Origin of the sequence: Streptosporangium sp. DT93, assembly GCF_049844535.1 — a bacterium.
Classification (GTDB): Bacteria; Actinomycetota; Actinomycetes; order Streptosporangiales; family Streptosporangiaceae; genus Streptosporangium.
Genome location: NZ_JBNCLF010000028.1, coordinates 22,629 through 40,540, shown reverse-complemented (window position 1 = coordinate 40,540; position 17,912 = coordinate 22,629). Strand labels below are relative to the sequence as shown.

Sequence of the window (17,912 nt, the reverse complement as noted above, 5' to 3'; positions counted from 1 at the left end):
GAAGGCCCTCAACCGCGCAGTCGCGCGTTGAGCCGTGCGGCCTGCCGCATGAGATGGTCGCGTTCGGGGAGGTTGGGCGCCGATCGGGCGGCTTCGGCGTAGAGCCGCGCCGCGGTGACCGGGTCGCCGTCACGCTCGTGCAGGTACGCGGCGACGGCGGTGTGACGGGGCAGGGCGGGGTCGAGCCGCGCCAGGGCGGCCAGGCCGCCCCGCGGGCCGTCGGCCTCACCGACCGCGACGGCCCGGTTGAGGCGGGCCACCGGGCTGTCGGTGAGGCGCACCAGTTCGTCGTACCACTCGACGATCTGTACCCAGTCGGTCTCCCCGGCCGTGCGGGCGTCGGCGTGGAGCGCGGCGACGGCGGCCTGGGCCTGGAACTCGCCCAGGCGGTCGCGGGCGAGGGCCGCCTGGAGCACGTCGACGCCCTCGGTGATCAGGCGGGTGTCCCACAGGCCGCGGTCCTGCTCGGCGAGCGGCACGAGCCTGCCGTCGGGGCCGGTCCGTGCCGGGCGCCGGGCGTGGTGGAGCAGCATGAGCGCGAGCAGGCCCGCGACCTCCTCGTGGTCGATCTCGGCCGCCAGCCGGCGGGTGAGCCGGATCGCCTCGCCGGCGAGGTCGATGTCGCCCGAGTAGCCCTCGTTGAAGACCAGGTAGAGCACGCGCAGCACGGTGGCGACGTCACCGGGCTGGTTGAACCGGACGTCCGAGACGGTCCGCTTGGCCCTGCTGATCCGCTGGGCCATGGTCGTCTCCGGCACGAGGTAGGCCTGCGCGATCTGACGCGTGGTCAGGCCGCCGACCGCGCGCAGCGTGAGCGCGACGGCCGAGGCCGGTGTCAGGGACGGGTGCGCGCACAGGAAGTACAGCCGGAGCGTGTCGTCGGCCACCTCGCCCGGGCCGGGCGGGGGCTCGCCCTCGACGCGTGCCTCGCGGTGCCGCCGGGAGGTGTCGGCGCGGGAGGCGTCGAGGAACTTACGCCAGGCCACGGTGACCAGCCAGCCCTTGGGGTCCCGCGGCGGGTCGTCCGGCCACACGCGCACGGCCTCGACCAGGGCGTCCTGCACGGCGTCCTCGGCCGCCGCGAAGTCGGTCCCGCGACGGACGAGGACACCGATCACCGCGGGCACCAGCTCCCGCAGCAGCGACTCCTTCACTCGGTCACCGTGGGCCGCTCACCGTAGAACGGGCGCACCTCGAGCCACTCGTGGAGCGGCTTGCCCCCCGCGCCCGGGGCCGCGGACAGTTCGGCGGCCAGTTCGAGCGCCCGCTCGTAGGTCTCGACGTCGATCACCATCCAGCCGGCGATCAGGTCCTTGGTCTCCGCGAACGGGCCGTCGGTGACCGGCGGCCGCCCCTCGCCGTCGTAGCGGACGAACGTGCCCTGCGGGGAGAGCGCCTGACTGTCGACGAACTCGCCGGTGCCCTCGAGCCGAGCGGCGAAGTCACGCATGTACTGCACGTGGGCCGAGACCTCCTCCGGCTCCCACTGGTCCATCGGCACGTCGTTGACCGATGCCGGCCCGCCCCGGTAGTGCTTGAGCAACAGGTACTTGGCCATCGTGTTCTCCTCAGTGCGGTACGGCCCATTGTGGCCGTGTTCACTCCGGGGACGGAGCCGCGCGCGGGTTCTCGACACCCGGAGCGTGCCGAGTTCCAGGACCTGCTTCTGGCCGTCACCACCCTGGGGCGCCCACATCGCCGGACGAGAACCCGCCCGCACGCATCCAGCCGCGACAACCGCGCCAGCCGATGTGACGCATCGGAGCCTGTCCAGCACGGGCGGTCCGACGATGCGCGGGTTTTGCTACACCGAGCCGATCACCTGCTCCCCGGGGAACCTGGCTGGACAACCGCCCTGACCAGCGGCTTCGGGAGCTCACTGCCCCTTTCGCTCGTATCCCGGAGCTCTCTCCTCAGGGGCGGGCGCACGCCTCGGGGCAGAATGTGGCCTCGGGGTGGCGCGGCGACGGTTTGTCCAGGAGGGGCTGTCGTCGTGATTTCAGGTGCTGGTCGAGGAAGGCCGCCACGTAGGCGCGGGTGAGCTCGGAGGAGCGCGCCGCCGGCAGGACGCCGGGGACGGGCCTGACGGCGAGGGCACCCGCCAGCAGCGGCAGGTCGGTGAAGGACTGGTGCTCGGCTTTCGACAGCACCAGCCAGCGTTTCCATCCGGTCAGTAGTTTCCAGTCGCGGTCCCAGGAGGTGTCGAGGCCGCCCGGGACGTGGTCTTTCGAGCCCAGGAACATGAACGGCCGGGAGAGGCCGTCCTTGGGGATGCGGGCGTAGGTGGTGCCGTCCATGTCGATCCCGGCGCGTACGCGGGGGTCCTTGACCATGGTCGCCACGGCGGCGGCCCCGCCGATCGACTGGCCCGCCATCGCGATTTTCCCGCGGTCGATCAGGCGGGAGTGCTTCCACGTGGTGGTCAGCCGGTCCAGGACGAAGGAGACGTCGGCGGCCCGGCCCTGGACCACTCCCGTGCCGAAACCCGGGTCGCTGTCGCTGTCGCAGGCCAGGCATTCGGCGACCCGCCCGCCGGGGAGGACCGTGCCGTGGTTCTCGTGGGTGTGGTCGATCCCGGCCACGACGTACCCGCGACTGGCCAGGTCCTCGGCCAGGGAGGTCAGGGTGCTCACCGGTTTGGTGAAGCCGGGGGAGAGCACCACCAGCGGAAACCCGTGCCCGGAGGGGACGGCGTCCCTGACCGCGTTCGTGCGCGTCGTGCTGAGGATGTCGTACGACACGCGGGCGATCCTGGAGGCCTTCAGAAGCAGTTCCGACTCCTGCGGTGTCATGTACGGCGCGGGTTTTCCGTCGCGCTGCCCGGTGGGGTACCACAGGGTGACCTTGAGTTCCCGGGTGTCGGCGTCGGGGTTCCAGGGGTCGGGGCGGGAGGTGTCGGTCAGATGGAGGACGGTGGTGCCGACCGGGTGGGGGCCGGTGGGGGCGGGCAGGGTGACGGGGCCGGGGGGTGTGACCGGTGGGGCGTCGGCTCTGGGGGGTGCGGGTGCGGAGCAACCGGAGGTGACGAGAACGGCCAGGGCGGCCAGTCCCGCGGCGATCGCCGGAATCTGTCTCATGGCGAGGTCCTTCACGTGCGCAGCAGGGTCAGGGCCTTGGCCAGGGCGGGGTCGTGTCCGGTGGCCGCGTCCTTCGGGGTCAGGGGCACCTGGTGGTCGGGCGGCACGCCGATCCGGTCGATCACCTCGCGGCCGGGCCCGAGGTGGTGCCTGGCGGGCAGGCTCAGCAAGGTGTTGTCGGCCAGCAGGTAGGACCGGGCCGGGCCGGAGACGACACCGGCGGTCCTGGTGCCGACCAGCAGGCCGGCACGCAGGTCCTTGATCGCGGAACTGAAGTGCTCACACGCCGAGGCGCAGCCCCGGTCGATGAGCACCACCAGCGGCAGGCCCAGCGGCTCGACGGTGTCGTCGGTCGGCATGGCCTGGCAGGTGCCGTCCGCGGTGCACTGGTAGGCGGTGTTCCTGTCGCGGGCGAAGGCGCTCACCAGCCGGGTCGCCTCCGCGGGGCTGCCTCCGCCGTTGCCGCGCAGGTCCAGCACCAGGCCCGACAGCGTCCGGCCGGCGCGCAACCGGGAGACGGCCTTGAAGACCCGGTTCGCGGCGTCGGAGGTGAATCCGGCCACCCGCACATAGGCCACGCCGTCGCCGTTGTCGCCGTTCAGCAGTTTCGACTGCACCACCCGCAGGGTGGCCGGGTCGCGCGGGTAGAGGCCGGGGACGAGCCTCACGCTCCAGCGCCGGCCGGTGGCCTGTCGTAGCAGCCGCAGCCGCACCGGGCGCGCTTCGGGGTAGCGCGGGTAGAGGGCGGCGATCGCGGGGGTGGCCCGCTGGTCGACGAAGGGCGCCGAGCCGTTGATCGCCTCGATGACGTCACCCGGTCGCAGGCCGGCGGCGTGCGCGGCGCCGCCCTGCACGGCGGTGACGAACAACGGGGCGACACCGCCGCCGCCGGTCACCTGCGGGCCGGTGATGCTGGCCTGCAGGCCCAGGCCGTAGCCGTCGCCGTCGTAGAAGTCCGGCGGTCGCCGGGTGTCGTGCGCCCAGCGGGCGTGGTTGTCGTCGAGGGCGGCCACGACGGCCTCCAGGGTGATGACGGCCAGCGTGTCGCGCAGGTCGGGCACCCGGTCGGTGACGGTGCGGTAGGTGGCCTCGAAGGCGGCCCAGTCGCCTTTCCGGTCGCCGGTCAGGGCGGGCATGGTCGCCTGCGGCAGATCGCGTCCTCTGCGGTCCAGCTCCCGGGTCAGGGCGGCGAATCCGGCGGCCAGCAGCGTACGGGCGTCCAGGGTGGCGCCGCCGTGGTGGTTGCCGAGGATGCACAGGTAGGCCTGCTCGATGACGTCGATCGTGGTGGTCGTCTCGGCCCGGGGAGGACCCTGGGGCGGCGCGCAGACCGTGGCGGCCGCCGTGCCCGCCTGCGCGCGCGGCGGCTCCGGCGCCGTACAGGCCGCCGTCAGCAGGAGAACGAGCCCGGCGGCCGCCGCCCTGACGGTGACGACGGCGGCGGCGGCCCTGGTTGCGGTCACGACAGGCGCCTTCGGAGCCACCAGAAGCAGAAGCCGGTCAGGCCGGCCGTGAGCAGCGCGTAGATGCCGGTCTCGATCCACTGGAAGGGCCAGAAGCGCTCAAGAGGCTGGTAACTGGCCCGCTGCCGGTAGCCGAGGCCGCTGATCTCGGCCAGGCACGCGCCCATGTTCGGTGGTCCGCCCGACGGTGCGCAGGGACCGGACGTGGTGGAGACCCTGACGGGGCCCCTCTCGTCGACGCCGGTGATCACACGTCCGGATGGGTCGAGGAGATCGTTGGACAGGTTCCAGGCGCCGGCGTGGCCGGGAACGGACGCTTTCAGCATGATGCTCGCGGATCCCGTGTCCCCCCTCACGCCGATGCCGCTCGTGTTCGCCTCGCTGATCTCGAAGGTTCCGGTGACCGGGGGCATCAGGTGGGGACGGACCAGCAGCGGCACGGCGAGCTGGATCGCGACGAACACGGCCAGCGTGAGGGCCATCGCCGGCAGCGTACGGCGCAAAAGCATGCCCACGGTCACCCCCAGGACGAACGCGAAGGCCGCGTACCCCATCGGGGCGATGCCGCGCGCGCCGAACACCAGGGGCGCCATCTGCGCCAGCTCCGGCACCGCCGACCGGTCCAGCGGAGCGGACCACCAGGTCACCGCGAGCCCGCACACCCCGGCGGCGGCCATGGCCGTCACACCGACGAGCCCCAGCTTGACCGCCAGCCAGCGGCCCCGGGTGACGCTCTGGTTCCACACCAGCAGATGCGTGCCCGCCTCCAGCTCCCGGGTGACCAGCGGCGCCCCCCAGAAGAGCCCGACCAGCGCCGGCAGGAGCAGCACGACCAGACCGGCGGCCACGAAGGGCAGATGGTACTGGTCGAAGAAGCGGTCGTAGAAGCGCTCGCAGGTGCCGTCCAGGGTGCAGGCGGCGAGCCCGGTGGAATAGCGGGAGGCCAGGTCCGGGCCGGTCAGCGCCAGGGCGGCGGCGAGGGCGAGGAGTACGGCGGCCATCATCGCGGCCGAGCCGCGGAACTGGCGCCAGGTCAGCCAGATCATCGCTGTGCCCCCAGGCTGACGGGCCGGCTCCCGGTCACGGACCGGCTCTCGGTGACGCGCTTCTCCATGTAGGCCAGCACGAGGTCCTCCAGGCCGAGCGGGGTGACCGTCCAGGCGGGGTCGTGGATCGGGGAGTCGGTACGGACCACGTACGTGCTCTGCCGGTCGGTGTGACTGGCGAAGATCACCTGCTGGTCGGCGGGGAGCCGGTCGGGGTCGCGGCGCGGGCCGGTGAGCCGGTGGTGGGTGGCCAGCAGCGCGTCGGTCTCCCCGGCCACCTCGACGCGGGAGTCGACCAGCACGATCAGGTAGTCGCAGACCCGTTCCAGGTCGGAGACCAGGTGGGAGGAGAGCACCACGCTCAGCTCGTGCTCGGCGACGGCCTCCATCAGCCCCCGCATGAACTCCCGGCGGGCCAGCGGGTCGAGCGAGGCCACCGGCTCGTCCAGGATCAGCAGCTCGGGCCGCTTGGCCAGGCCGATGGTGAGGGCGAGCTGGGCGCGCTGGCCGCCCGACAGCCTGCCCGCCCGCTGCGCGGGATCGAGACCCAGTTGCGCGATCCTTTCCCGTGCCATGCCGTCGTCCCAGCGGGGGTTGAGCCGGGCGCCCAGCCGCAGGTGGTCGGCGACGGTCAGCGCCGCGTAGACGGGGGTGTCCTGGGCGACGAACCCGACCCTGGCCAGTTGCGCGCGGCCGCCTGCGGGACGGCCGCCCAGCACGGCGATGTCACCCGTCGTGGGCTCCAGCTGGCCACCGGCCAGCTTCAGCAGCGTGGTCTTGCCGGCGCCGTTGGGACCCACCAGCCCGACGACGTGACCCGCCGGGATGTCGACGGTGCACTCGCGCAACGCCCAGCGTCTGCCGTACCTCTTGCCCAGCCCCTGGGCCTCCAAGACAGCGGTCACGCTATGTCCTCCTGAGAAACGGTGCGAAAGGTGGTGGTGAAGAGGGCCTCGATGCTCTCGTCGTCGAGACCGGCCCGGCGTGCCTTGGCCAGCCAGCGCCGCAACTCCAGCCGCAGCGGGCCGTGCGCGGCCAGCGAGGTGCCGGTGAGGGTCGCCGTCACGAACGTCCCCACCCCCTGACGGGCGGCGGCCAGGCCCTCGTGCTCGAGTTCCCGGTAGGCCTTCAGGACGGTGTTGGGGTTGATCGCCAACCGCGCCACCACCTCCTTGACGGTCGGTAGCTGATCGCCCTCACTCAGCAGGCCGAGCCGCAGCGCGTGCCGTACCTGCTGGACCAGCTGCAGGTACGGCGACACGCCGGACTTCGCGTCCAGATGGAACTCGATCACCGGTTCTCCCATACATCTAGTGTACTAGTACTTTAGATGTTTGCATGTATGGGGCCGATAAGGAAACGGCGTCCCTCGCCGGGACGGTTCATCGCCGCCGCGCCGGCGTGGCGGCGCCGGATCGGTAAGAGGGTCGATACGAGGTTCGGTGCGAGGTTCGGTGCGAGGTTCGGTGCGAGGTTCGGTGCGAGGTTCGGTGCGAGGTTCGGTGCGATCCCCTTGGAGCCGCCGGGCCGGCTCCAAGGGGATCGCTCACGGGGACAGCCGGTGCAGGTCCCGGGGGAACAGTGTGACCTGGCGGATGTTCGGCACGTCGAGCAGGCGCGCCAGGAACCTCTCCAGCCCGAACGCGAACCCCCCGTGCGGCGGCATGCCGTGACGCATCGCGTCGAGGTATCCCGCGTACGCCGACAGGTCGCTCTCGCCGCGCGCCTCCAGCGCCCGCACGTAGTCGCCGTACCGGTGCAGCCGCTGACCTCCGCTGACCAGCTCCAGGCCGCGGAATATCAGGTCGATGGCGCGCGAGTACCCGGGGCGCGCCGGGTCGGGGTGGGTGTAGAACGCGCGGTGCGCGGTCGGGTAGCCCTCGACGAACACGAAGTCCGAGCCGTGCTCGCGCAGCGCCCACTCCCCGAGCAGGCGCTCGTGCGCGGGCGCCAGGTCGGGCTCGGCGCTCAGGTCCTGCCCGGTCTCCCTGCCGACCATCTCCAGGACGTCGGCGAAGTGCACCACCAGCGGCTCGGGCGGCAGCGCGGGCATGGTGACGCCGAGCAGGTCGAGCGAGGGGCCGGCCGCCTCCCGGATGGCGTCCAGCATCCCCCCGACCGTGGCGTGACAGGCGGCGACGACGTCGCGGTGGTCGTCGACGAAGCCCATCTCGGCGTCGAGGGAGGTGTAGGAGGCCAGGTGACGGGCGGTGTCGCTGGGCTCGGCGCGAAAGACCGGCCCGACCTCGTAGACCCTCTCGAAGACCCCGACCATGATCTGCTTGTAGAGCTGGGGCGACTGCGCCAGGTACGCCGGACGGCCGAAGTAGTCGAGTTCGAAGACGTTCGCGCCGCTCTCGGTGGCCGTGCCCACGATCTTCGGGGTGTGGATCTCGACGAACGACCTCGCCTCCAGAGCGGCCCGGAAACCCGCGACCGCGGCCGCGCCGATCCGGTGCACGGCGGCGAGCCTCGGGTGGCGCAGCGCGACCGGCGCGTGGTCGAGCAGCACCGGCAGGCTCACGTTCAGGTCGGGCCGGTACAGGTCGAACGGGGGCGGCTCGGCCGGGTCCCCCAGCGCCTCGATCACCGGAGAGGTGACCTCGGCGCCGCCCGGCGCGGACGGGTTGGCGGTGACCGTGCCGACGACGGAGACCACGGTCTCCTCCGGCAGTTCCTCCAGCCGGGCGCGGGTGGCCGGTTCTGACACGACGACCTGGGCGACACCGGCGGCGTCACGCAGGACGAGGAAGGCGACCGACTTCAGTGAGCGTCGGCGATGGACCCAGCCCGCGAGACGTACGGTCTCGCCGATGTGCGCGGGCAGGGCGTCGGACAGGATGCGTTGCATGGTGGTGACCTCCTCCGGTTCGCAACGCGTCCCCTGAGAGGTGCGGGCGAGCGGGATCCTCGCGGTGCCACCACACCTTCACCGTGCCGTCACGGGGACGGCACGGCCTCTGTGAACCCGTGACGTGGGTGAGGCGGCGGGACTCTACTTGGCCGCAAGGCCGTTCCTCCCCGCAGCTCGGGAGGGTCTTCACGCCCCGGCCGGAGTCCGCCTTCGCAGCTACCGGCGGCTCTCTCCGACTCCGGTGGTCGAGGTGCTACTCGGCTCCGTCGTCGCTGTTGGGCGAGATCCTATACCGCCCGCACGAGCGGCAGGGAGGACGGGCCCGGCCCGTACCGCCCGCGGAAGGCGGTGGGGGAGGGCGAGCCCGGGCGTGGGCGGCCTGCCCGGAGGGGATTTCTTGATCACGTTACGATGAGCCCATGGCACTGCTCCACAAGGCCACGCTGCGGCCGACGAAGCTCGAACTGCTCGCCGCCTGGCTGCCCGGCCGCGAGTGGTACGACGGGCCGGCCGGTGAGGTGCTGCGGGTGGCGTCCTACCGGTTCGACGACCCCGCCGACGCGGTCGGGATCGAGACGATGCTGGTCCGGGTCGGCGACGGCCCGGTTCACCAGGTGCCGCTCACCTACCGCGACGCGCCCCTGCCCGATGGTGAGGACCGGCTGCTGGGCACCGCCGAGCACTCGGTGCTGGGCAGGCGCTGGATCTACGACGGGCCCGGCGACCCGGCGTACGCGGCGGCGCTGGCGAGCGCGATCCTCGACGACACCGGCCAGGCCGAGCAGGTGGTGGCGGGGGTGGACGGCAGGCTCGAACGCCGCGAGCCCGACATGAGCATCGCCTCCGGCACGGGCGGCGCGGTGGGTGGCACGGCCGGCGGCATGGTCATGGGCACGGTGCGTGGCGCGGCCGGTGGCGTGAAGGCGGCCGCCGCGGGCGCGATCCGGCGCGTCGTCGAGGGCGACCCGACGCTGATCGTGACGGACACCGTCGAGCTGGACGTCGTCCGCCGCCTCGACGCCGGCACCGGCCTCACCGGCGCCGTGCTGACCGGTTCCTGGCCCGGCCGGGCGGCAGCGGTGCCACTGGCGGCCGCGAGACCCCGCTCCGCCGCCGACCTCGGACGATCGGCGGGCTCCCGCGCCGACGCGGACCCGGGCGACTATGTCTAAGGTGTTCTCGTGCCCGCCACGCTGAACGCCGAAAAGACCCGCTCCGCGCTGCGCACGTCGGCGCGCATCTCCCTGGAGATGCTGCTCGTCGTGCTGATGACCGCGGTGGTCCTGTGGATCCTGGGCCAGATGTGGTCCGTCATCTGGCCGCTCGTCATCGCGCTGCTCCTGACCACCCTGACCTGGCCCGTGGCCCGCTTCCTGCGCAGGCACGGCTGGCACCCCACCCTGGCCGCCTCGGTCGTGACCCTGCTCTTCCTCCTGGTCGCCGCCGGCATCGTGGTGCTGATCGCCGTCCCGGTGGCCTCCCAGTCCGGCGAGCTGGTCACCGGCGTGGGCGACGGCATCCAGCGCCTGCGCGACTGGGCCTCCGGGCCGCCGTTCAACATCGGCGACAACCAGGTCAGCGACGTGTTCAACACCGCGGTCGCCCGCATCCAGTCCAGCGTCGGCAGCATCGTCACCGCCACCCTCACCGGGGTGGGCACCGTGGTCAACGGCCTGGTCACCACCGTCCTGGCGCTCTTCCTGATGTTCTTCTTCCTCAAGGACGGCCCGCGGTTCCTGCCCTGGCTGGCTCTCCAGCTCCCCGGCCGTCTCGCCAGGGACGTGCCGACCGTGGCCTCGCGCGGCTGGGACACCCTCGGCTCGTTCGTCCTCTCCCAGGCCTTCGTGGGCCTGCTCGACGCCGTCTTCATCGGGCTCGGCCTGTGGATCGTGGGCGTGCCGCTGGTTCTTCCCCTGGCCGTCCTGACCTTCGTCGCGGCGTTCATCCCCATCATCGGAGCCCTGTTCGCGGGCTTCGTCGCGGTCCTCATCGCGCTGGTGTCCAACGGCCTGACGGACGCGCTGATCGTGCTCGCCATCATCATCGCCGTGCAGCAGCTCGAAGGGAACGTGTTCCAGCCGATGGTGCAGAGCCGCGGCCTCGGCCTGCACGCGGCGGTGATCCTGCTGGCCGTGACGCTGGGCGGCAGCCTGGCGGGCATCGTGGGCAGCCTGCTCGCCGTGCCGGTCACGGCCCTGATCGCCGTGGTGTGGAACTACCTGCGCGAAGAGCTCAGCGATCCGCCCCCGGCGATTCCCGAGCCGGACACCCCCGCGCCGGACACCCCCGGGCCGGACACGGTGGCGGGCGTATGACGGTGACGGGCAGGTGTGAGGACGCGCGGTCCCCGGCGTAGGCTGGGGCCGTGCGCTCAGGGCGCCACCGGTCCGCGGGAAGGGTCCACCCCACCTGACGCTCCTGCGACGGCTCGGCCCCACCTCTTTTCCCGCCTGATCACGCGGACGGCAGGCACGAAGGAAAGGAGGCTTCCATGCCTGTCCACCGCCTGCCCGACGGCCACGGCGTCGAACGGTTCCGCAAGCGGGCCAAGACGCTCCTGCGGCACGTGAGGGCGGAGGTTCCCGAGGCGCTCGGGCTCGTCGCCGAGTTCCATCCCCGGCCGCCGCGGGCACTCAGGCTGTCCGACGCGCAGCTTGTCACCGCCCGCATGTACGGCTTCGCGAGCTGGCCCAGGCTGAGGGAGCACCTCGCCACCGTCGAGCGGTACTCCCGCTCGCCGCACCTGGTCGGGCCGAGCCCGGAGGAGCCGGAGGAGTTCCTGCGGCTCGCCTGCCTCACCTACGGCGCGGACCACCCGGGCAGGACCGGGGAGACCGGCCCGCTCGCGGCCCGCCGGCCGTGGCTGCGCACCGCGAACGTCTTCACGATGGCGGCCACCGGATCGGCCGACGCCCTGGCGGCCGCGCTGGCCGCCGACCCGGGCGCGGCCCGCGCGCAGGGCGGGCCCTTCGGGTGGGAGCCCCTGCTGTACCTGACCTACGCGCGCCTCGACACCCCCGGCGAGTACGTGAGAGCGGCCCGGCTCCTGCTCGCCCACGGCGCCGACCCGAACGCCGGATACCTGTGGGACGGGCTGCCCTCGCCGTTCACCGCGCTCACCGGCGCACTCGGCGGGGGAGAGGGCGACCAGCCGGCGCACCCGCGGGGCCTGGAGCTGGCCAGGCTGCTGCTGGAGGCCGGAGCCGACCCCAACGACGGCCAGGCCCTGTACAACCTCGGGCTCGGCGGTTCCTTCTCCGACGACACCGTCCACCTGCGCCTGCTGCTGGAGTTCGGCCTGGGGCGCGGCGAGGGCGGGCCGTGGCACGCCCGGCTGGGTCCGGCGCTGCCGTCCCCCCGGCAGATGCTCCGCGACGAGCTGGCCACCGCCGCGCTGCGGGGCGGCCCTCGGCGGGCCCGCCTGCTCCTGGCACACGGCGCGGAGGTGGACGGCCTGGGCGGGCATCCGGCGTACGGCGGGCGCACGCCCCGCGAGCTCGCCCTGCTGAACGGGCACACCGAGATCGCGGAGATTCTCGCCGCGGCGGGCGCCTCCGCGGAACTGGACGAGACGGAGGCGTTCATCGCCGCCTGCATGCGCGCCGACGCCGGCGCGGTGGCCGGATTCGGCCCGGAACCCCTGGCGCGAGCGCTCGTACGATCCCCCGGGCTGATCGGCGAGGCGGCCGGGGGACGCAGACCCGCGGCGGTACGGCTGCTCGCGGGTCTCGGCTTCGACGTGAACCACCTGCGCCGATCGACCCCGCTGCACACGGCGGCCTGGAACGACGACGTCGAGACGGCCAGGACGCTGGTCGAGCTCGGCGCCGACCCGTCGATCAGGGACACCGAGCACGACGCGACCCCGCTCGGGTGGGCCGAGCACGGCGGCAGGCACCGCGTGGCGGCGTACCTGCGGGATCTGGGGTGAACCCGGCAGGGGTGACCGGCCACCGCGACCTGGTTCGGTGCGGTTCGGTGCGGTTCGGTGCGGTCGGGGCTCAGGCGACCGAGTGGGTGATGGTGGCGGTGTAGGTGCCGACGCGGACGCCCGCGGGCAGGGTCACGGTGATCGCCGGGTTCCAGGTGGCGGAGGTCTCGCCCGCGCTGTCTGAGGCGGAGAAGGCGGTGCGCGCGGACCCGAGGCCGCCGGCGGTGCCGGGGGTGAACGTCGCCTCCCCGGTCGTGGCCGTGGTCTCGCCGGGGGAGTAGCCGATGAGACTTCCGGCGATGGTCTCGGACGCGGTGGCGCCACCGGTGGTGAAGGCCGTCGCGCTGACGGTCGCGGTCCAGGCGGCGTCGAGGTCGTAGCGGGTGTCGGTCACGGTGACCGCGCCGAGCGGGCCCGAGACCTCTGCGCTGCCCGCCCGCGCGGACCCCAGGTCCGCGCTCTCCGGCACGCTGATGGACAGCGTGCCGGCGGGGCGGGTGACGATGTCGGTGTCCATGGTGACGGTGCCGTCGCGGGCCAGGACGCGGCCGTCGATGATCACGTTGGCGCCGACGGTGATCGAGGCCAGCGCGAGGAGCGTCCCGGAGAGGGTGGAGCCCGCGCCCAGTGTGGCCGAGGTGCCGATCTGCCAGAAGACGTTGCGGGCCTGGGCTCCACCGGTGAGGGCCACCGTGCTGGCGCCCGCGGTCAGGAGGGTGGAGACGGCCTGGAAGATGAAGATCGCGTCCGGGTCCCCCTGGGCGTCCAGGACGAGGTCCCCGGTGTTGCTGAAGGTGCCGGAGGCGGAGGCGTAGATCCCCGGCGTCAGCGTGGTGGCGCCGAGGTCGGTGGGGATGGTCGCGGTGGAGGTGCGGGAGGCGATGTCGGCGTAGGCGGCGGCCGCGTCGCTCTGGGCCCGGACGGCGACCGGGTCGTCCCTGTGGACCGTCCCGGCCACGCTCCCGGGCGGGAACCCGGTCATCGCCGCGCCCGGGGTCACCCCGACGTTGCCGGTGACGACGGTGGCACCGGTGTTGACGACGGAGAGGCCGGCCAGGACGGCGAAGCTCCCGGCGGTGCCGAGCGCCACCGGCGGTTGCGGGGCGCTCGCACCGGCCCTCCCGGCCGGGAGCACGACCACGAGCACGGCCAGGAGGGCCGCCAGAAGCACCGTCACGAGCGCCTTCGTGCGCACGGTCACGGGTGCCGTCGTACGAGCCGTCGCGAGTGCCGTCGTACGCGTGGTCACGAGCGTCGTCGTGCGCGTCGTCACGGCGGGCGGGCGCGCCGGGGACCGTACCGGCGCCGGCACCGGCGGTCCTGGGTTCCCGGCGCGTCGTGGCCCGGCCGGGACGAGGCTCCCCATCCGTCCCCCTCCCGGGTGATGATCTCGCTGTAGCCGAGGATAGGGGGTCCTCGCGGGATCGGCCGTGAGACCTGCGGCGCGCCGCCGGCCTGCGAAGACGTTCGGTGTCCGGTGATCGCGCCGGAGGCGGGCCGGACCGGTTGTCGGTGCCGGACGATAGCCTCGCCGCGTGGCCGATCACGTGAAAGCCGGTGGCGGGGTGACCGCACCGCCTGGTCCCGAGGTTCTCCGGGCCGTTCCCCGCGGTGCGGGACTGCCCGGGCCCGAGGGGATGGACGCGCTGGAGCGGCACCGGATCGCCCTGACCGGTTACTGCTACCGGATGCTCGGCTCGCCGTTCGAGGCGGAGGACGCCGTGCAGGAGACCCTGGTGCGCGCCTGGCGGAGCCTCGACCGGTTCGACGAGGGCCGCGCGCCGCTGCGGTCGTGGCTTCACGCCATCGCCACCAACGTCTGCCTCGACATGCTGCGGGGCGCGCGCCGCCGGGCCCGGGTGATCGATCTCAGCCCGTCCGCGCGGCCCGGCCCCGATCTCGGCGTGCCGCTCCCCGAGAGCGCCTTCGTCCAGCCGGTCCCGGACGGCCGTGTCCTGCCGGTCGGCGGTGATCCCGCGGAGCTGGCCGCCCAGCGCGACACGATCCGCCTGGCGTTCGTCGCCGCGCTGCAGCACCTCCCGCCCCGCCAGCGGGCGGTGCTGATCCTGCGCGACGTGCTGTGCTGGAAGGCCGAGGAGGTCGCCCGGCTGCTGGACACCACGGTCGCCTCCGTCACCAGCGCGCTGCAACGCGCGCGGGCGACGATGAGGACCGTCCCGGCCGCCTCCGACGGTCCTGCCGGACCCGCGGAGCCGCACCGTCCGATGGACGAGGCGCGGCGGCGGCTCCTCGCCCGCTACTGCGACGCCTTCGAGCGGTACGACGTCGAGGCCATGGTGGCGTTGCTGCACGAGGACGCCGTCACGTCCATGCCGCCGTTCCTGTGGTGGCTGCGCGGGCGGGCCGCGATCCGCCGGACGCTGCTCGCGGCCGGACGGCCCTGCGCGGGCGCGCGCCTGGTGCCGACCACGGCCAACGGCTCACCCGCGTTCGCGCAGTACCGGCCGTCCGGCTCCGGGGGCGGGCTGGAGCCGTTCGCGCTCGTGGTCCTCACGATCCCGGGCGACCTGATCACCGAGATGACGACCTACCTCGACGCCGACCGGCTGTTCCCGCTGTTCGGCCTGCCGGCCGTCCTCGGGGCCGGGGCGGGCGTCCTGGAAGATCTTCCGGGCGAGCGATGAGTTTCCGGCCGCCGCTCCGTACTACTCGCGTACCCGGTGGCGGTCACCGGGAGCGGAACGAAGGGACGGTGACACCATGGCGGACCACGCGGATGTGAACGGCGTACGCATGTGGTACGACGAGCGTGGCGAGGGGGAGCCGCTGGTGCTGCTGCACGGCGGGTTCTCCGACAGCAGGGACTTCGACGGCAACCTCGGTGCGCTGGCCGGCCACTTCCGGCTGCTGCTGCCCGAACGCCGCGGCCACGGCCACACCGCCGACGTGCCGGGGCCGATCACGGTCGAGGCGATGGCGCAGGACACCATCGCGTTCCTGGAGAAGGTCGCCGGCGGGCCGGTGCGGATGGCCGGCTACAGCGCCGGCGCGATCGTGGCCCTGTGGGTGGCCGTGCGCCGCCCCGACCTGGTCGAGCGGCTCGTCCTGATCAGCGGCGCCTTCGACGTGGAAGGGATGATCGTCCGGCCCTCCGGCGAGGGGCCGCTGCCCCCGCCCCTGGTCGAGGCCTACGCGGAGGTGTCGCCCGACGGTGTCGAGCATCTCCCGGTCGTGGTGGCCAAGCTCGTGAAGGCGGTGAACGAGGAACGTGGCCTGGAGCCGGCGGATCTGCGTGTCGTGACCTGCCCGGTGCTGGTCATGGTCGCCGACGACGACATCGTGACGCTGGAGCACACCTTGGAGCTGTACCGGGGTCTCCCCGACGCCCAGCTGGCCGTCGTGCCGGGCGCGTCCCACATCCTCCTGCACGAGAAGCCCGACCTGTGCACCCGCCTGGTGACCGACTTCCTGACCACCGATCCCGCGCCCACCTGGATGCCCCTGCGCCGCGCCGGGATCGGTCCCGAGCAGGGCTGACCCCGGCGCCTCGCCCGCGTCACGCCGGACGCCCGGACCGGACGCTCCGTCCGGGCGCCCAGTCCGGGCGTCCGGACTGGGCGCCCGGACGGACACCTGGACGGAACGGCGTCCGGCGCGACGCGGGCGGGCCGTCCGGTCCGGCCGGGCATCGCGCTGGAACGATCCATATGCGGGTTTCAGCGCGGGATGCGAGCCTCGTCGGACGAACCGGAAGGGGAACGACATGGGTGAGAGCGCGATTCGGCCGAACGAGACGACGGTGCCGATGATGCCGTGCGCCTCGGTGGAGGAGACCCTCGCCTTCTACGAGATGCTGGGATTCGAGGCCACCTACAAGCAGAGCAGGCCCTACGTCTATGTGAAGCTGCGATGGAGCGGATTCCAGCTGGACTTCGGCCCACCGCCCAAGGGGATGGATCCGGCCCTGGAGACGTCCGGGGGCTGCCTGGTCATGGTCGACTCCGTGGCTCCCTACCACGCGGCGTTCGTCGCGGCGATGCGCCGGGTCCACGGCAAGGTGCTGAGCTCCGGCCTTCCGCGGATCACCCGCTACCGGCCGGGCGCGTCCCGGTTCACGCTGTTCGACCCGTCCGGGAACTCGATCGTCTTCATCCAGCGCGACGAGCCGATCGAGCTGGAGTACGGCGGTTCGAAGAAGCTGACGGGTCTGGCCAAGGCACTCGACAACGCCCAGATCCTGCGCGAGTTCAAGAACGACGATCTGCAGGCCTTCCGCGCGCTCAAGTCCGCGGTGCGCAGGCACGGCGCGGACGCCCCGGTGGCCGAGCGGGGCATCGCCCTGTGCCACCTGGTCGACCTGGCCACCGTCCTCGGCGAGCCTGCCGATCCGTGGGCCGCCGACCTGCGCGCCCTGGAGCTCACCGCCGAGGACAGGCAGCGCATCGAGTCCGAACTCGGGCATCTCCCCAGGCTGCGGGAGTGGCTTCCCTGACTCGGCGGGAGGTGGAGCCCGAGGAGGGCAGCCCGCCGCTCCTCGGCGGCCCTGGCCGTACAGAGGTCTTACCGTCGGGCCGGACCCGACCCGGGTGGGGGCCTATGAGAACCCGGGTGGGGGCCTATGAGAACAGGCCGGCGATCGGCTTGAGCCCAGCGATCAGCTCGTCGAGCTCGTCGGCGCTGAGCACGTCGTAGGCCGGCGCCGCCAGTTCGTCGGTGAGGGCCTCGATCCGCTCCTTGGTCGTGCGGCCGGCGTCGGTGAACCCACCGGCGGCGTCCACGAGGCCGCGGTCGCGCAGCCCGTCGACGACAGCGGCCAGCTGTGCCTTGGGCAGGTGGTGGATCCGGCCGAACCTCTCCGCTTTCATCCCGAGGGACAGAGCGAGCAGGACGTGGGCCTCGGTGCCGCCGATGCCGTGGGCGAGGAGGACGGCGTTGTGACCGTCCCCGCGGTGCTCGCGCAGCAGCGTCGCCGCGTGCCAGAGTCTGGCCACCGGCTCCTCGGGCACCTCCAGCGCCCGGAGCCCGGCGTACAGGGCCCGGCCCTGGGTCGGCGCGCTGACCGCTGCCCGGGTGGCGAGGTCGGCGACCCGCGCCAGGCCGGGGGAGTCGGCGAGCTCTCCGATCGTCTGCCGCAGCGCGGCGGCGCTGCCCCGCTCGCGCACGGCGATCGCCTCCTGCGGGGTGGTCTTCCCCCAGACCCACGGGATGTGGCGCGCCACCTCGCCGTCGGCGAAGTTGTAGAAGACCGCGTGCACCACCTCGGCCGGTGCCGGCCCCAGCGGCGCGGCCCGGCCCGCGAAGTATCCGTCCCAGTAGTTGCGCATGCCCAGGGCCAGGAACGCCTCGTTCGCCACCTCGGAGAAGGTGACGGTGGCGATCGGCTCGACGAGCTCGAACATGCGGCGGACCTTGGCCTGCGGGTGTGGCATCGTTCGGATCTCCCCGTGGTCTGACCGCGCCCCGGTGGGCGGCCTCTCACCCTAGCCGCGAACGACGACGTGGTCGCCGAAGGTGGCGCAGGCGGGACGGGTGCGGAAGACCGCCCCGATGGCTGCCGAGTATGTCCAGAGTGACCGGTTC

Annotated in this window: 16 protein-coding genes; 6 read left to right on the top strand and 10 right to left on the bottom strand. The window is 73.1% G+C overall.

Annotation, left to right across the window (positions count from 1 at the left end; genetic code table 11):
* Positions 1-8 precede the first annotated feature (8 nt).
* From ACLQ2R_RS36605 to aspS, 8 genes are all read right to left on the bottom strand, one after another.
* Positions 9-1,154 (bottom strand): RNA polymerase sigma factor, encoded by a 1,146-nt coding sequence (locus ACLQ2R_RS36605; RefSeq protein WP_425966004.1) that lies wholly within the window; start codon positions 1,152-1,154, stop codon positions 9-11.
* Entirely contained in the window at positions 1,151-1,558 is a 408-nt protein-coding gene (locus ACLQ2R_RS36600; RefSeq protein WP_425966003.1) for a YciI family protein, read from the bottom strand. The genes ACLQ2R_RS36605 and ACLQ2R_RS36600 overlap by 4 nt, the downstream gene beginning before the upstream one ends.
* Before the next feature lie 355 nt (positions 1,559-1,913).
* The gene (locus ACLQ2R_RS36595; protein ID WP_425966002.1) at positions 1,914-3,077 is read right to left on the bottom strand and encodes an alpha/beta hydrolase family protein; all 1,164 of its coding nucleotides are present in this window, start codon (positions 3,075-3,077) and stop codon (positions 1,914-1,916) included.
* 11 nt (positions 3,078-3,088) lie between these two features.
* Positions 3,089-4,540 carry a S41 family peptidase gene (locus tag ACLQ2R_RS36590; protein WP_425966001.1) on the bottom strand — a complete coding sequence of 484 codons (1,452 nt, stop codon included), beginning with the start codon at positions 4,538-4,540 and terminating at the stop codon, positions 3,089-3,091.
* A complete protein-coding gene (locus tag ACLQ2R_RS36585; protein ID WP_425966000.1) occupies positions 4,537-5,586 on the bottom strand; it encodes an ABC transporter permease in 1,050 nt (349 codons plus the stop codon). Before ACLQ2R_RS36585 ends, ACLQ2R_RS36590 begins: the two co-directional genes overlap by 4 nt.
* On the bottom strand, positions 5,583-6,491 hold the full coding sequence (locus tag ACLQ2R_RS36580) for an ABC transporter ATP-binding protein (RefSeq protein ID WP_425965999.1): 909 nt from the start codon (positions 6,489-6,491) through the stop codon (positions 5,583-5,585). The genes ACLQ2R_RS36585 and ACLQ2R_RS36580 overlap by 4 nt, the downstream gene beginning before the upstream one ends.
* The gene (locus ACLQ2R_RS36575; protein WP_425965998.1) at positions 6,488-6,892 is read right to left on the bottom strand and encodes a GntR family transcriptional regulator; all 405 of its coding nucleotides are present in this window, start codon (positions 6,890-6,892) and stop codon (positions 6,488-6,490) included. The genes ACLQ2R_RS36580 and ACLQ2R_RS36575 overlap by 4 nt, the downstream gene beginning before the upstream one ends.
* 240 nt (positions 6,893-7,132) lie before the next feature.
* A complete protein-coding gene (aspS, locus tag ACLQ2R_RS36570; RefSeq protein WP_425965997.1) occupies positions 7,133-8,437 on the bottom strand; it encodes an aspartate--tRNA(Asn) ligase in 1,305 nt (434 codons plus the stop codon).
* A gap of 422 nt (positions 8,438-8,859) precedes the next feature.
* Here aspS and ACLQ2R_RS36565 point away from each other — a divergent pair, with 422 nt between their 5' ends.
* The 3 genes from ACLQ2R_RS36565 to ACLQ2R_RS36555 all read left to right on the top strand — a co-directional run bounded on the left by ACLQ2R_RS36565 (position 8,860) and on the right by ACLQ2R_RS36555 (position 12,371).
* On the top strand, positions 8,860-9,612 hold the full coding sequence (locus ACLQ2R_RS36565; RefSeq protein ID WP_425965996.1) for a CG0192-related protein: 753 nt from the start codon (positions 8,860-8,862) through the stop codon (positions 9,610-9,612).
* 9 nt (positions 9,613-9,621) lie between these two features.
* On the top strand, positions 9,622-10,755 hold the full coding sequence (locus ACLQ2R_RS36560; RefSeq protein ID WP_425965995.1) for an AI-2E family transporter: 1,134 nt from the start codon (positions 9,622-9,624) through the stop codon (positions 10,753-10,755).
* A 176-nt stretch (positions 10,756-10,931) separates the two neighbouring features.
* A complete protein-coding gene (locus tag ACLQ2R_RS36555; RefSeq protein ID WP_425965994.1) occupies positions 10,932-12,371 on the top strand; it encodes an ankyrin repeat domain-containing protein in 1,440 nt (479 codons plus the stop codon).
* Between the two features lie 70 nt (positions 12,372-12,441).
* Here ACLQ2R_RS36555 and ACLQ2R_RS36550 read toward each other — a convergent pair whose 3' ends face one another.
* Complete coding sequence (locus ACLQ2R_RS36550; RefSeq protein WP_425965993.1) at positions 12,442-13,572, bottom strand: ice-binding family protein; 1,131 nt, start codon at positions 13,570-13,572, stop codon at positions 12,442-12,444.
* Between the two features lie 436 nt (positions 13,573-14,008).
* Here ACLQ2R_RS36550 and ACLQ2R_RS36545 point away from each other — a divergent pair, with 436 nt between their 5' ends.
* From ACLQ2R_RS36545 to ACLQ2R_RS36535, 3 genes are all read left to right on the top strand, one after another.
* Positions 14,009-15,016: a sigma-70 family RNA polymerase sigma factor gene (locus ACLQ2R_RS36545; protein WP_425966050.1), complete on the top strand. Its 1,008-nt coding sequence runs from the start codon at positions 14,009-14,011 to the stop codon at positions 15,014-15,016.
* 76 nt (positions 15,017-15,092) lie between these two features.
* The gene (locus ACLQ2R_RS36540; protein WP_425965992.1) at positions 15,093-15,869 is read left to right on the top strand and encodes an alpha/beta fold hydrolase; all 777 of its coding nucleotides are present in this window, start codon (positions 15,093-15,095) and stop codon (positions 15,867-15,869) included.
* Between the two features lie 226 nt (positions 15,870-16,095).
* Positions 16,096-16,824, top strand: coding sequence for a glyoxalase (locus ACLQ2R_RS36535; RefSeq protein WP_425965991.1), 729 nt, complete (start codon positions 16,096-16,098; stop codon positions 16,822-16,824).
* Between the two features lie 124 nt (positions 16,825-16,948).
* Here the strand turns inward: ACLQ2R_RS36535 and ACLQ2R_RS36530 are convergent, their stop codons facing one another.
* Complete coding sequence (locus ACLQ2R_RS36530; RefSeq protein WP_425965990.1) at positions 16,949-17,761, bottom strand: SCO6745 family protein; 813 nt, start codon at positions 17,759-17,761, stop codon at positions 16,949-16,951.
* Positions 17,762-17,912 lie beyond the last annotated feature (151 nt).

Excerpts from the sequence above, each read along its gene's own strand:
- ACLQ2R_RS36600 (WP_425966003.1), bottom strand. The coding sequence starts at position 1,558 with ATGGCCAAGTACCTGTTGCTCAAGCACTACCGGGGCGGGCCGGCATCG.
- ACLQ2R_RS36595 (WP_425966002.1), bottom strand. The coding sequence starts at position 3,077 with ATGAGACAGATTCCGGCGATCGCCGCGGGACTGGCCGCCCTGGCCGTT.
- ACLQ2R_RS36585 (WP_425966000.1), bottom strand. The coding sequence starts at position 5,586 with ATGATCTGGCTGACCTGGCGCCAGTTCCGCGGCTCGGCCGCGATGATG.
- ACLQ2R_RS36575 (WP_425965998.1), bottom strand. The coding sequence starts at position 6,892 with ATGGGAGAACCGGTGATCGAGTTCCATCTGGACGCGAAGTCCGGCGTG.
- aspS (WP_425965997.1), bottom strand. The coding sequence starts at position 8,437 with ATGCAACGCATCCTGTCCGACGCCCTGCCCGCGCACATCGGCGAGACC.
- ACLQ2R_RS36565 (WP_425965996.1), top strand. The coding sequence starts at position 8,860 with ATGGCACTGCTCCACAAGGCCACGCTGCGGCCGACGAAGCTCGAACTG.
- ACLQ2R_RS36555 (WP_425965994.1), top strand. The coding sequence starts at position 10,932 with ATGCCTGTCCACCGCCTGCCCGACGGCCACGGCGTCGAACGGTTCCGC.
- ACLQ2R_RS36545 (WP_425966050.1), top strand. The coding sequence starts at position 14,009 with ATGGACGCGCTGGAGCGGCACCGGATCGCCCTGACCGGTTACTGCTAC.
- ACLQ2R_RS36540 (WP_425965992.1), top strand. The coding sequence starts at position 15,093 with ATGGCGGACCACGCGGATGTGAACGGCGTACGCATGTGGTACGACGAG.
- ACLQ2R_RS36535 (WP_425965991.1), top strand. The coding sequence starts at position 16,096 with ATGGGTGAGAGCGCGATTCGGCCGAACGAGACGACGGTGCCGATGATG.
- ACLQ2R_RS36530 (WP_425965990.1), bottom strand. The coding sequence starts at position 17,761 with ATGCCACACCCGCAGGCCAAGGTCCGCCGCATGTTCGAGCTCGTCGAG.